Below are 12,020 nucleotides of genomic sequence, written 5' to 3' on the forward strand. Positions count from 1 at the left end.
CCATCGGTATGGAACCGTCACCCCGGCGAAGGCTGCGGTCTCCCTCGGCTCGTGCTGCGCGCTACCACCGGGACATCCCGGCCTTCGCTGGGATGACGTTCGGGGCGGGCGCAACAAATGGTTGCGCGGGCTGCTACAGCAACTCGTGGACGCGCTCCGGCGGGCGGGCGATCAGGACGCCCTTTGCCGTTTCGACGATCGGGCGTTCGATCAGGATCGGGTAGACGACCATCGCGTCGAGGATGCGCGCGTCGTCGGCGTCCTTGAGCGGTCCGGCCTCGGCTTCGCCGGTGCGCAGCGCGTCGCGTGGGGTCAGGCCGGCACGCGCGAGCAGGGCGGCAAGGGCGTCGCGGGTCGGCGGGGTCTTCGGATATTCGACGACCGTCACGTCGGCGCCGGCCTGCGTTAGCAGCGCGAGCGCCGCGCGGGATTTGGAGCAGCGCGGGTTGTGGTAGATCGTGGCTTTCATTTGCGTATCCTCCCCGGTGCGGGGAGGGGGACCGTTCGCGTCGACGAGGGGCGGAGGGGTTGGCCGGCTCCAGCGCCGTTGCGATTGGGGAAGCCCCCCTCCACCATCCTTCGGATGGTTCCCCTCCCCGTTTCGGGGAGGATTTAGGCGTTACGTTCGATCAAACTCCTCCCCGCAAAGCGGAGAGGAGTTCAGTTCAGTCGTTCCTGGCCAGCCAGTCCTCCAGCCACTTGATCGTATAGTCGCCGGCCTGAAATTCGGGATCGTCCAGCAGCGCCTGGTGCAGCGGGATGGTGGTCTTCATCCCCTCGATCACGAACTCCTCCAGCGCGCGGCGCAGGCGCATCAGGCAGCGTTCGCGGGTGGTGCCGTAGACGATCAGCTTGGCGATCATGCTGTCGTAATAGGGCGGCACCTTGTAGCCGGCGTACAGGCCGCTATCGACGCGGACGTGCATCCCGCCGGGGGCATGGAAGTGCTTCACCGTGCCGGGCGAGGGCGCGAAGGTGCGCGGGTCCTCGGCATTGATCCGGCATTCGATCGCATGGCCGTGGAAGCGGATCTGTTCCTGCTCGCACGACAGGCCGTGCCCTTCGGCGACGCGGATCTGTTCGCGGACAAGGTCGAGGCCGGTAATCATCTCGGTCACCGGATGTTCAACCTGCAGGCGGGTGTTCATTTCGATGAAGTAGAACTCGCCGTCTTCCCACAGGAATTCGATCGTGCCCGCACCGCGATAGCCCATGTCGGCCATCGCCTTTGCACAGATGCCGCCCATCCGGTCGCGGTCGGCCTGTCCGAGGACGGGCGAGGGCGCTTCCTCCAGCACCTTCTGGTGGCGGCGTTGCAGCGAGCAGTCGCGCTCGCCCAGATGCACCGCATGGCCGTTGCCGTCGCCGAACACCTGGAACTCGATATGGCGCGGGTTGCCGAGATATTTCTCCATGTAGACGGTGGCGTCGCCGAACGCGGCCTTCGCCTCGCTGCCCGCCTGCTGCATCAGCGTTTCGAGCTGGTCCTCGCTGGCGCATACCTTCATGCCGCGTCCGCCGCCGCCCGACGCGGCCTTGATGATGACCGGATAGCCGATCGACGCGGCGATCGCCTTCGCCTCCGCGACATCGGCGATCGGGCCGTCGGAACCGGGAACCAGCGGCAGGCCGAGCTTGCCGGCGGTGCGCTTCGCCTCGACCTTGTCGCCCATCACCCGGATATGCTCGGGCTTGGGTCCGACGAAGATCAGGTTGTGCAGTTCGACGATCTCGGCGAACTTGGCGTTTTCCGACAGGAAGCCATAGCCCGGATGGATCGCGTCGGCGCCGCTGATCTCGGCGGCCGAGATGATGTTGGGGATGTTGAGATAGCTGTCGGTCGCCGAGGGCGGACCGATGCAGATCGCCTCGTCGGCGAGGCGCACGTGCATCGCATCGGCATCGGCGGTCGAATGGACCGCGACTGTCTTGATCCCCATTTCGTGGCAGGCACGGTGGATGCGGAGCGCGATTTCGCCGCGATTGGCGATCAGCAGTTTCTTGATGTCGGGCATATCTTTGTTCCTAGATCGCGTGGCACCCACCGGCCCGCTTGTCCTGAGTAGCCATTGAGCGAAGTCGAAAGGGCGTATCGAAGGACGGCTGCTTCGATACGGGCCTTCGACAAGCTCAGTCCCTACTCAGCACGAACGGAAGGGGCGGGGTGCGTTGCGATTACTCCACGACCACCAGCGGCTGGTCGAATTCGACCGGCTGGCCGTTCGACACCAGAATCTGCGTCACGGTGCCGGCCGCCGGCGCGACGATCGGGTTCATGACCTTCATCGCCTCGACGATCACCAGCGTGTCGCCCGCCGCGACCTTCTGCCCGACCGTGATGAACGGCTTGGCTTCGGGATTGGCGGCCAGATAGACGGTGCCGACCATCGGCGAGGTGACCGGCGGCACGGCGCTTACGGGTGCGACGGCGGCACCGGCCTCGATCGTGGTCGCGGCGGCGCCGGCGAGTTGCGGCTGGGGCGCGGCCTGCGGGGCATAGGCGGGGGCATAGGTCGCCTGCGCGATCGGCGCGGGCTTGCGCACCACGCGGACCTTGCGCGCGCCGTCCTCCACCTCGACCTCGGTCAGGTCGGTTTCGTCGAGAACCTGTGCCAGCGCGCGGACGAGGTCGATGTCGACGCGCATCGCGTGGCTGGTGAACGGCGTTCCTTCGCCCTGATTGTCGTCTGCCATGGTAACCCCCAAAGGTATCTCTTTATAAAAAACCGCGCCCTTGTCAGATGCGGGCGGCCGCTTCAAGCGCGACCAGATAGGAAAGCGCGCCGAACCCCGCCACCGTGCCGCGCGCCGCGCGCCCGACATAGCTGATGTGACGAAAGGCTTCGCGGGTATGCGGATTTGACAGATGGACCTCGATCACCGGGGTCTTCACCGCCTTGATCGCGTCGTGGAGCGCGATCGAGGTGTGGGTGAAGGCGCCGGCGTTGAGCAGCACCGCCTTCGCACCCTCCGCCTGCGCCTCGTGCAGCCAGTCGACCAGATGGCCTTCGTGGTTCGACTGGCGCAGGTCGATCGCAAGGTCCAGTTCGCGGGCGCGGTCCTCCAGCATCCCGGCGATGTCGTCGAGCGTGTCGTGGCCGTAGATTTCCGGCTCGCGCAGGCCGAGCAGGTTCAGGTTCGGGCCGTTGAGGACGAAGACGGTGGCGGGCAACGGGGCGCTTTCGGTTGCGGGGGCTTGGCTGCCCTCCCTATATGCGGCGCACCATACCCGGAGCGGACCCGCTAAGTCGAGGCTTTGGCGTACAGGGCACAGGAGACGACATGCACACCGACGGCACCATCAGCATCATGGTCAATGGCGACCATATGCGCGTTCGCGACGGCATCACGCTGGCCGAGCTGACCGCGCAGATCGGACTGGTGCCCGAAAAGGTAGCGGTCGAGCGCAATCTGGAGGTCGTGCCGCGATCGACGCTGACGCAGGTGAAGGTCGAGGATGGCGACGAGCTGGAGATCGTGCATTTCGTCGGCGGTGGCGATCATGCCAGGGCGATCGATGCCGATACGTGGAGCGTGGCGGGGCGGACCTTCACCTCGCGGCTGATCGTCGGCACCGGCAAGTACAAGGATTTCGAACAGAATGCCGCCGCGGTCGCCGCGTCGGGCGCCGAGATCGTGACCGTCGCGGTGCGCCGCGTGAACGTCAGCGATCCCAAGGCGCCGATGCTGACCGACTATATCGACCCCAAGAAGATCACCTATCTGCCCAATACCGCCGGCTGCTTCGACGCCGACAGCGCGATCCGGACGCTGCGCCTCGCGCGGGAAGCAGGCGGCTGGGACCTGGTGAAGCTGGAGGTGCTGGGCGAGGCGCGCACGCTGTATCCCGACATGGTCGAGACGCTGCGGGCGACCGAGGTGCTGGCGAACGAGGGCTTCCTGCCGATGGTCTATTGCGTCGACGATCCGATCGCGGCGAAGCGGCTGGAGGATGCCGGCGCGGTCGCGATCATGCCGCTGGGCGCGCCGATCGGGTCGGGCCTTGGCATCCAGAACCTCGTCACGATCCGGCTGATCGTGGAGGGGGCGAAGGTGCCGGTGCTGGTCGATGCCGGCGTGGGGCAGGCGTCGGACGCGACGGTGGCGATGGAGCTGGGCTGCGACGGGGTGCTGATGAACACCGCGATTGCCGAGGCGAAGGACCCGGTGCTGATGGCTGCGGCGATGAAGGCGGCGGTGGAGGCGGGGCGCATGGGCTATCGCGCCGGGCGGATGCAGCGGCGGCGCTATGCCGATCCGTCGAGTCCCTTGGCCGGTCTGATTTGAATCAACTTTGATGGAACCGGTCGGTGGCTTTGCGCTTTTGTATAATCGCAATCCAGCGAGGGACACCTCGCCAACTGACAGGAGCCATTCATGGGTGAATTCACCGACAAGCTCGCCGCAGCAGGCAACAAGGTCGCCGGCAACGTGAAGGAAGCCATCGGCAAGGCGACCGACAACGAGCGTCTGGAAGCCGAGGGCGAGGCCCAGCAGGTCAAGGGCACCGGTCAGGACGTCAAGGGCAGCGTCAAGGGCGCGCTCGGCGACAAGATCTGAGCTGACAGGCACCGCGTACCGCCGATGTAGTGGCGGATGGTGCAGGGCCGCTCCGGGAAACCGGGGCGGCCCTTTTCGTTTTCGGGGTGTCGGGTCAGGGCGCGGGATGAAACCCGGCGATGCGGCAGGTCGACCCGACCCGACCCAACCTAACGCTCCCGGATCGCGGCGATGGTGGTGCCGTGGGTGATGACGTCGATGTCGGTCCTGATATGGAGCAGGCGGACGCCGGTGCGCGCCAGGGCGCGGTCGAGCGCCGGGGCGAACTGCGCGGTGGTTTCGACCGTCTCGGCCCAGCCGCCATAGGCGCGGGCGAGCGCGGCGAAATCGGGGTTGGTGAGGCCGGTGCCGCTGACCCGCGCGGGATATTCGCGTTCCTGATGCATGCGGATCGTGCCGTAGCCGCCATTGTCGACGAGGATGACGAGCAGGTTGGCGCGATGCTGGATCGCGGTCGCCAGTTCCTGTCCGTTCATCAGGAAATCGCCATCGCCCGCGATCGCGACCGCGAGTTTGTCCGGCTCGCGCAGCGCGGCTGCGACGGCGGCCGGCGTGCCATAGCCCATCGCGCCGCAGGTCGGGGCGAGTTGGGTGCCGGACCAGCCATAGTGCCAGTAGCGGTGCCACCACCCCGAGAAATTGCCCGCGCCGTTGCAGATGATCGTGTCGTACCCCGACAGCCGGTCGCGCATCGCGGCGACGCAGGGGCCGAGATCGAGCGTCACGTCGCGCGGCGCGGGGGTGGACCATGCCAGCCATTCGGCATGGGCCTCGGTGCCCGCCGGAAGCGCTGCGGCGGGCGGCTCGGCTTGGGCGAGCATCCGGGCGAAGGCGGACGGATCGGCGGCGATGGCCAGATCGGCGTGGTAGACGCGGTCGAGTTCGGCGGGGTCGGGATGGACGTGGATCAGCGTCTGGCCCGGATGGTCGGGGGTGATTAGGGTATAGCCGTCGGTAGTCGCCTCCCCCAGCCGCGCGCCGATCACCAGCAGCAGGTCGGCATCCCTGATCCGCCGGACCAGTCGGGGGGCGGGGCCATAGCCGAGATTACCGGCCCATGCCGGGTGATCGTTGGCGATGGCGTCCTGCCGGCGGAAGGCGCCGGCGACGGGGATGCCCCAGCGTTCGGCGAAGTCGGCGAAGGTTGCGCCGGTGGCCGCGTTCCAGCCCGCCCCGCCGACGATCGCCACGGGGCGTCGGGCGGTGCGCAATGCTGTCAGAACCGCGCCGAAGTTGGCGGGGTCGAGCGTGGTTTCCAGTTTCGCGAGCGGCGGCCGGTCGGCGACGGTCGCTGTTTCGCACAGCATGTCCTCCGGCAAGGCGATCACCACCGGTCCCGGCCGTCCGGATGTCGCGGTGCGCCACGCGCGCGCGACATATTCGGGGATGCGCGCCGGATCGTCGATGCGCAGCACCAGCTTTGCAAGCGGCGCGAACATCGCCGGGAAATCGACCTCCTGAAACCCTTCGCGGTCGCGCATCCCCCGGTCGACGTCGCCGATGAACAACAGCATCGGCACCGAATCCTGCCGCGCGACATGGACCCCGATCGAGGCGTTGGTGGCGCCGGGGCCGCGGGTGACGAAGGCGACGCCCGGCCGCCCGGTCAGCACGCCGTCGGCACAGGCCATGAAGCCGACGCCCCCTTCCTGCCGGCAGGTCACGAGGTCGATCGCGGGCGTATCGTGCAGCGCGTCGAGCACGGCGAGGAAACTTTCGCCCGGCACATGGAAGATGCGGTCGCAGCCATGGGTGACGAGGGCATCGACCAGGATACGGCCGCCGGTGCGCGAATCTGTCATGACGACACGCTAACCGCCGGTGCCGCGCGGCGCCAGTGGCGCACGAAGTTGAAGGGCGGTTCAGGTTCTTGACCCGTCGTGCCGGCCATGCGTAATCCGGACGCAGAAGACTGTTGGGAGAGTGGCGATGAAGAAGCTGTACCCGAATGCGCAGGCCGCGCTCGACGGGCTGCTCCATGACGGCATGACGCTGTGCGCGGGCGGTTTCGGGCTGTGCGGCATTCCCGAACGCCTGATCGACGCGATCGAGGCGTCGGGGGTCAGGGACCTGACCATCGCCAGCAACAATGCCGGGATCGACGGACAGGGGCTGGGCAAGCTGCTGCGCAGCCGGCAGGTCAGGAAGATGATCTCGAGCTATGTCGGCGAGAACAAGGAGTTCGAGCGGCAATATCTGAGCGGAGAGCTGGAGGTCGAGTTCTGTCCGCAGGGGACGCTGGCCGAACGCTGTCGCGCGGGCGGGGCGGGGATTCCGGGCTTCTATACCAGGACCGGGGTCGGCACGCTGATCGCGGAAGGGAAAGAGGTGAAGCAGTTCGACGGCGAGGATTACATCCTCGAACGCGGCATCCGCGCCGATGTGGCGATCATCAAGGGGTGGAAGGCCGACGAGGCCGGCAACCTTATCTTCCGCAAGACCGCGCGCAACTTCAACCAGCCGATGGCGACCGCCGCGAACATCTGCGTCGCCGAGGTCGAGGAAGTGGTGCCGGTGGGGTCGCTCGACGCCGATGCGATCCACCTGCCGGGGATCTACGTGAAGCGGATGATCGTCGGCGCGCCGTACGACAAGCAGATCGAGTTCCGTACCGTGCGCGAGCGGGCGTGATGGGCTTGCGGCGATTGTCCGGTATTCCCGCGCAGGCGGGGATCGAGGGTGGTGAAGCGCCGACGTCCGCGCCGGTGGCTCTGGATCCCCGCCTTCGCGGGGATACGGGAGTGTCCGCTATGGTACACCGCGCGCTGACCCTCGGCACTGCCGCGTTCGCCCTGTCGGGCTGCGTCGTCGCGGTCGGGAACCAGTCGGCACCGGCGGCGCCCGCCACCGTAGCGGGCGTGCCGTCGGGGATGCAGTATCTCTACGGTTCGGGCGAGGCGGCGGCGGCGAGCCGGCAGGCCTATTCGGCGCTGGTCCGCTATGTGCAGCAATATCAGCGCGACCGCACGACGCTGCGGCGGATGCCGCTCTCGGCGGTGCTGGCGCCCGGCGCGACGCTGGCACAGCCGGGGCAGCTGCCCTGCACCGGCAAGGCCGCCGTCGTGTTCGACGTCGACGAGACCGTGCTGCTCAACACCGGGTATGAATATGCCGATGCGCGTGGCGGCCTGTCCTATGACGCGGCGCGCTGGGAACGGTGGGAGCGTTCGGACGGGCGCGCGACGCGGGCGGTGCCCGGTGCGGTCGAGGCACTGGCGCAGCTGCGTGCGGCGGGGGTGACCGTCGTGTTCAATTCGAACCGCAACGCCGCGACCGCTTCGTTCACCGAGGCCGTGCTGAACCGCGCCGGCCTTGGCCCCGCACGACATGGCAGCACGCTTTTCCTGAAAGGCGATGCGCCGGGCGGATCGGCCAAGGATGCCCGGCGGGCACTGATCGCCGCCAAATTCTGCGTCGTCGCGCTGGTCGGCGACCAGCTGGGCGATTTCAGCGACCTGTTCAATGCCGGGCTGAAACCCGCCGAGCGGCGGGCGGCGGCGGATTCGCCGGCGATCGCCGGTCTGTGGGGCAATGGCTGGTTCGTGCTGCCCAACCCCGTATACGGCACCGCGCTGGCCGGTGATTTCGACGACGTGTTCCCCAATGATCTGCGCTGGAGCGATCCAGGCGCGCGCAAGGAGTAACCCCATGGCCTGGACCCGCGACGAGATGGCGGCACGCGCCGCCCGCGAGCTGAAGGACGGTTTCTACGTCAATCTGGGGATCGGCATCCCGACCCTGGTCGCCAACCATATCCCCGAGGGCGTCGAGGTGACGTTGCAGTCGGAGAACGGGATGCTGGGCATCGGCCCGTTCCCGTGGGCCGGCGAAGAGGACCCCGACCTCATCAACGCCGGCAAGCAGACGATCAGCGAATTGCCGCAATCGGTGTATTTCAGCAGCGCCGACAGCTTCGCGATGATCCGCGGCGGGCATATCGACCTGACCGTGCTGGGCGCGATGGAGGTGTCCGAGAAGGGCGACATCGCCAACTGGATGATCCCGGGCAAGATGGTGAAGGGCATGGGCGGGGCGATGGACCTCGTCGCCGGGGTCAAGAAGATCATCGTCGTGATGGAGCACACGTCGAAGAACGGCGACCCGAAGTTCATCCCCGAATGCACGCTGCCGCTGACCGGGCTGGGGGTGGTCGACATGATCGTCACCGACCTGGCGGTGTTCGCGCGCGACGACCATGCGAGCCCGTTCCGGCTGATCGAAACCGCGCCGGGGGTGACGGCGGAGGAAGTACGTTCGAAGACGACGGCGAACTACGTGGGGTAGGGCGGAAGAAGGTTGGTTCACGCGAAGGCGCGGAGACGCGGAGGAAGAAGAAAATTTGGTTCGCGCAGAGGCGCAGGGGACGCTGAGGGGTTGTGGGCCGGGCGGCTACAGCCTGTCTGATGAAGCCGCTCTCCTCGCCGCCACGGGCTTGAAAGCCGCCGGGGCGGCGGGGCTCTCCACGCACACAACCTCTCTGCGTCCTTTGTGCCTTCGCGTGAATCAACCTTCTACCGCGCCGCCGTCTCCGGCATCTTCCACCACAGCAGCGCCAGCCCTGCGCCCGCGATTGCGGCGAGCAGCAGGAACGCCGCGTCGTAGCCGCCGCGCACGATCATCACGCCGGCCAGCGTGGTGCTGAGCGCGCCGCCCAACCCCTGTACCGTCGCCACCGCGCCCTGTGCGGCATTGAAGCGGCCGGTGCCGCGCATGATCGCGGCGACCACGACCGGCAGGAGCGCGCCGAAGATGCCCGCGCCGATGCCGTCGAGCAGTTGCACGCCCAACAGCCATGCCGGCGCGTCGGTCAGCGTATACAGCACGCCGCGCGCCGCCAGCACGGCCATGCCGACCAGCAGGATCGGGCGATGGCCCCAGCGGTCGGCGTTGCGGCCGACGACGATCGCGACCGGCACCATCACCAGCTGCGCGCCGACGATGCAGGCGGCGACGAGCGAGGTCGCCTGTCCCGCGCCGACCTCGCGCCCGAGCAGCTGGCCGACCGCGGGCAGCATCGCGGCGTTGGCGAGGTGGAACAGGAACGCCGCCCCGGCGAAGATCGCCAGCGCCGGATTGGCGGTCAGGGTGCGGACCAGCGAGGGGGCGGGGTCGCACGGTTCGTCCGCCTCGCCCGGCTTGCCGTCGCACCCGCGGGCGACGTCGTGGTCGATCGCATCGCCATCGACCCACAGGATCGCGACGATGCTGCACACCGCGAGGATGCCCATCAGGTAGAAGACGACGACCGGTCCGAACTCCCATGCGAGCAGCCCGGCCAGCGCGGCGGCGACGGCGTTGCCCGCGTGGTTGAACGCTTCGTTGCGTCCGACGCGGCGGGTGAATGCCCGGGGCCCGACGATGCCGAGCGAGATCGCGGCGATGCCCGGTGCGAACACCGCGCCGGCGACGGCGGCGACCGACTGGGTCGCGGCGACCATGAAGAAGCCCGACACGATCGGCAGCGCGATCGACGCGAGCGTCACGAGCAGCGCGGCGACGACCAGCAGCGCGCGCTTGGCGCGGATTCGGTCGACCAGCGCCCCCGCCGGTGTCGTCGCCAGCAGCCCGGCGATGCCGGCGATGGTCATCACCATGCCCGCCGTCGCCTCGTCCCAGCCATGTGTCGGCCCGCGCACCGAGACGAGGTAGATGGCGAGATACGGCCCCAGCCCGTCGCGGACATCGGCGAGGAACGCGTTCATCGCGTCGAGTGCGCGTCCGTTGCGGGCAGCGTCCCCGCCGGGGGCGGGGTCGGTCGGTCGAGCCATGCGCAGTCCCCGTCGCGAGCGGTGATCGGCGGAAACGTATATCATCTACGAAGGGTCCGCCGGGCAGTACGAAACTCCCGTTTCGGTAATAAAATGTCGCACGACCTTCCGTCGCCGATGGTTTTCGGTTAACGCGCGGACATGAACAGCGCTCCGCAGACCTTGTACGAGAAAATCTGGAACGATCACGTCGTCGAACGGCGGGATGACGGCACCTGCCTGATCTATATCGACCGGCATCTCGTCCATGAAGTCACCAGTCCGCAGGCGTTTGCCGGCCTGCGCGCCGCCGGGCGGCGGGTGCGGCGGCCCGAACTGACGCTGGCGGTGCCCGATCATAACCTGCCGACGACGCCGCGGGTCGATGCGGCGGGCCATCGCCTGCCGATCGCCGATCCGGCGAGCGCGCAGCAGCTGGCAGCGCTGGAGAAGAACGCACCCGATTTCGGCATCCGCTATATCGATGCGACGGCGGCCGAACAGGGCATCGTCCATGTCGTGGGGCCGGAACAGGGCTTCACCCTGCCGGGCACGACGCTGGTCTGCGGCGACAGCCATACCAGCGCACACGGGGCGCTGGGCGCGCTGGCGTTCGGGATCGGCACCAGCGAGGTCGAGCATGTACTGGCGACGCAGACGCTGCTGCTGCAACAGTCGAAGACGATGGAGATCCGCGTCGACGGGACGCTGGGCTATGGCGTGTCGGCCAAGGACGTGGTGCTGGCGATCATCGGCAGGACCGGCGCGGCGGGCGGCACCGGCTATGTCGTCGAATATACCGGCGAGGTGATCCGGGACCTGTCGATCGAGGGGCGGCTGACGGTCAGCAACATGTCGATCGAGGGCGGGGCGCGCGCCGGGCTGATTGCGCCCGACGAGACGACCTTCGCGTATCTGAAGGGGCGGCCGATGGCGCCGGCCGGGGCCGATTGGGACCGGGCGGTCGAGTATTGGCGGACGCTGCCGACCGACGCGGGCGCGCGGTACGACCGGGTGGTGCAGTTGCACGCCAGCGACATCGCGCCGTCGCTGACCTGGGGTACGAGTCCCGAGGACGTGGTGCCGATCACCGGGGTCGTCCCCTCGCCCGACAGCTTCGCGGACGCATCGAAGCGCGTCGCGGCGCAGAAGTCGCTCGATTACATGGGGTTGACGCCGGGCATGCGGATGCAGGACGTGCCCGTCAGCTACATCTTCATCGGCAGTTGCACCAACAGCCGGATCGAGGACCTGCGCGCCGCGGCCAGCGTGGTGAAGGGGCGGCATGTCGCGGGCGGCATCAAGCAGGCGCTGGTCGTGCCCGGATCGGGGCTGGTCAAGCGGCAGGCCGAGGCCGAGGGGCTCGACCGCATCTTTACCGAAGCCGGGTTCGAATGGCGCGAACCGGGCTGTTCGATGTGCCTGGCGATGAACCCGGACAAGGTGCCGCCGGGCGAACGCTGCGCTTCCACCAGCAACCGCAATTTCGTAGGACGGCAGGGACCGGGGGCGCGGACGCACCTGCTGTCCCCCGCGATGGCGGCGGCGGCGGCGGTGACCGGGCGGCTGGCCGATGTACGCGAACTGGTGACGGAGTAGGCATATGAAGCGGGTTCTGGTCGCGTTGATCGCAGGCGCGGTGTTGAGCGGGATGGCGGCGGCCTATGCGTCGGTGCGCCCGGCGGTGGCGAAGCCCGCCCCGCCGCAGGACAA

The 12,020-nt window shown here is 68.1% G+C and carries 12 protein-coding genes; 6 read left to right on the forward strand and 6 right to left on the reverse strand.

Going from position 1 to position 12,020, the window contains the following annotated elements:
- Positions 1-133 precede the first annotated feature (133 nt).
- The 4 genes from arsC to aroQ all read right to left on the reverse strand — a co-directional run bounded on the left by arsC (position 134) and on the right by aroQ (position 3,172).
- Positions 134-469 carry an arsenate reductase (glutaredoxin) gene (gene arsC / locus QLH51_RS01475; protein ID WP_125653968.1) on the reverse strand — a complete coding sequence of 112 codons (336 nt, stop codon included), beginning with the start codon at positions 467-469 and terminating at the stop codon, positions 134-136.
- A gap of 196 nt (positions 470-665) precedes the next feature.
- On the reverse strand, positions 666-2,015 hold the full coding sequence (gene accC / locus QLH51_RS01480) for an acetyl-CoA carboxylase biotin carboxylase subunit (RefSeq protein WP_125653970.1): 1,350 nt from the start codon (positions 2,013-2,015) through the stop codon (positions 666-668).
- A gap of 160 nt (positions 2,016-2,175) precedes the next feature.
- The gene (accB, locus tag QLH51_RS01485; RefSeq protein WP_125653972.1) at positions 2,176-2,694 is read right to left on the reverse strand and encodes an acetyl-CoA carboxylase biotin carboxyl carrier protein; all 519 of its coding nucleotides are present in this window, start codon (positions 2,692-2,694) and stop codon (positions 2,176-2,178) included.
- A 43-nt stretch (positions 2,695-2,737) separates the two neighbouring features.
- A complete protein-coding gene (gene aroQ, locus QLH51_RS01490) occupies positions 2,738-3,172 on the reverse strand; it encodes a type II 3-dehydroquinate dehydratase (RefSeq protein WP_125653974.1) in 435 nt (144 codons plus the stop codon).
- A gap of 110 nt (positions 3,173-3,282) precedes the next feature.
- On the opposite strand from aroQ, the gene thiS reads away from it, so the two are divergent.
- The gene (gene thiS / locus QLH51_RS01495) at positions 3,283-4,287 is read left to right on the forward strand and encodes a sulfur carrier protein ThiS (RefSeq protein WP_125653976.1); all 1,005 of its coding nucleotides are present in this window, start codon (positions 3,283-3,285) and stop codon (positions 4,285-4,287) included.
- A 90-nt stretch (positions 4,288-4,377) separates the two neighbouring features.
- Positions 4,378-4,560, forward strand: a complete 183-nt coding sequence (locus tag QLH51_RS01500; protein WP_125653978.1) for a CsbD family protein — start codon at positions 4,378-4,380, stop codon at positions 4,558-4,560.
- Positions 4,561-4,709: 149 nt separating this feature from the next.
- Here QLH51_RS01500 and QLH51_RS01505 read toward each other — a convergent pair whose 3' ends face one another.
- Positions 4,710-6,362, reverse strand: coding sequence for a thiamine pyrophosphate-binding protein (locus QLH51_RS01505; RefSeq protein WP_125653980.1), 1,653 nt, complete (start codon positions 6,360-6,362; stop codon positions 4,710-4,712).
- A 127-nt stretch (positions 6,363-6,489) separates the two neighbouring features.
- On the opposite strand from QLH51_RS01505, the gene QLH51_RS01510 reads away from it, so the two are divergent.
- The 3 genes from QLH51_RS01510 to QLH51_RS01520 all read left to right on the forward strand — a co-directional run bounded on the left by QLH51_RS01510 (position 6,490) and on the right by QLH51_RS01520 (position 8,844).
- On the forward strand, positions 6,490-7,191 hold the full coding sequence (locus tag QLH51_RS01510; protein WP_125653982.1) for a CoA transferase subunit A: 702 nt from the start codon (positions 6,490-6,492) through the stop codon (positions 7,189-7,191).
- A 119-nt stretch (positions 7,192-7,310) separates the two neighbouring features.
- Positions 7,311-8,204 (forward strand): 5'-nucleotidase, lipoprotein e(P4) family, encoded by an 894-nt coding sequence (locus QLH51_RS01515; RefSeq protein WP_125654258.1) that lies wholly within the window; start codon positions 7,311-7,313, stop codon positions 8,202-8,204.
- Positions 8,205-8,208: 4 nt separating this feature from the next.
- Positions 8,209-8,844, forward strand: a complete 636-nt coding sequence (locus QLH51_RS01520) for a CoA transferase subunit B (RefSeq protein WP_125653984.1) — start codon at positions 8,209-8,211, stop codon at positions 8,842-8,844.
- Between the two features lie 227 nt (positions 8,845-9,071).
- On the opposite strand, the gene QLH51_RS01525 is transcribed toward QLH51_RS01520, so the two are convergent.
- Positions 9,072-10,328 carry an MFS transporter gene (locus QLH51_RS01525; RefSeq protein WP_125653986.1) on the reverse strand — a complete coding sequence of 419 codons (1,257 nt, stop codon included), beginning with the start codon at positions 10,326-10,328 and terminating at the stop codon, positions 9,072-9,074.
- A 141-nt stretch (positions 10,329-10,469) separates the two neighbouring features.
- Here QLH51_RS01525 and leuC point away from each other — a divergent pair, with 141 nt between their 5' ends.
- Positions 10,470-11,906 (forward strand): 3-isopropylmalate dehydratase large subunit, encoded by a 1,437-nt coding sequence (gene leuC / locus QLH51_RS01530; protein ID WP_125653988.1) that lies wholly within the window; start codon positions 10,470-10,472, stop codon positions 11,904-11,906.
- The last annotated feature ends 114 nt before the right edge of the window (positions 11,907-12,020 follow it).

Source organism: Sphingomonas sp. 2R-10 (assembly GCF_030062225.1).
Taxonomy (GTDB): Bacteria; Pseudomonadota; Alphaproteobacteria; order Sphingomonadales; family Sphingomonadaceae; genus Sphingomonas.

Excerpts from the sequence above, each read along its gene's own strand:
- arsC (WP_125653968.1), bottom strand. The coding sequence starts at position 469 with ATGAAAGCCACGATCTACCACAACCCGCGCTGCTCCAAATCCCGCGCG.
- accC (WP_125653970.1), bottom strand. The coding sequence starts at position 2,015 with ATGCCCGACATCAAGAAACTGCTGATCGCCAATCGCGGCGAAATCGCG.
- accB (WP_125653972.1), bottom strand. The coding sequence starts at position 2,694 with ATGGCAGACGACAATCAGGGCGAAGGAACGCCGTTCACCAGCCACGCG.
- thiS (WP_125653976.1), top strand. The coding sequence starts at position 3,283 with ATGCACACCGACGGCACCATCAGCATCATGGTCAATGGCGACCATATG.
- QLH51_RS01500 (WP_125653978.1), top strand. The coding sequence starts at position 4,378 with ATGGGTGAATTCACCGACAAGCTCGCCGCAGCAGGCAACAAGGTCGCC.
- QLH51_RS01505 (WP_125653980.1), bottom strand. The coding sequence starts at position 6,362 with ATGACAGATTCGCGCACCGGCGGCCGTATCCTGGTCGATGCCCTCGTC.
- QLH51_RS01510 (WP_125653982.1), top strand. The coding sequence starts at position 6,490 with ATGAAGAAGCTGTACCCGAATGCGCAGGCCGCGCTCGACGGGCTGCTC.
- QLH51_RS01515 (WP_125654258.1), top strand. The coding sequence starts at position 7,311 with ATGGTACACCGCGCGCTGACCCTCGGCACTGCCGCGTTCGCCCTGTCG.
- QLH51_RS01520 (WP_125653984.1), top strand. The coding sequence starts at position 8,209 with ATGGCCTGGACCCGCGACGAGATGGCGGCACGCGCCGCCCGCGAGCTG.
- QLH51_RS01525 (WP_125653986.1), bottom strand. The coding sequence starts at position 10,328 with ATGGCTCGACCGACCGACCCCGCCCCCGGCGGGGACGCTGCCCGCAAC.
- leuC (WP_125653988.1), top strand. The coding sequence starts at position 10,470 with ATGAACAGCGCTCCGCAGACCTTGTACGAGAAAATCTGGAACGATCAC.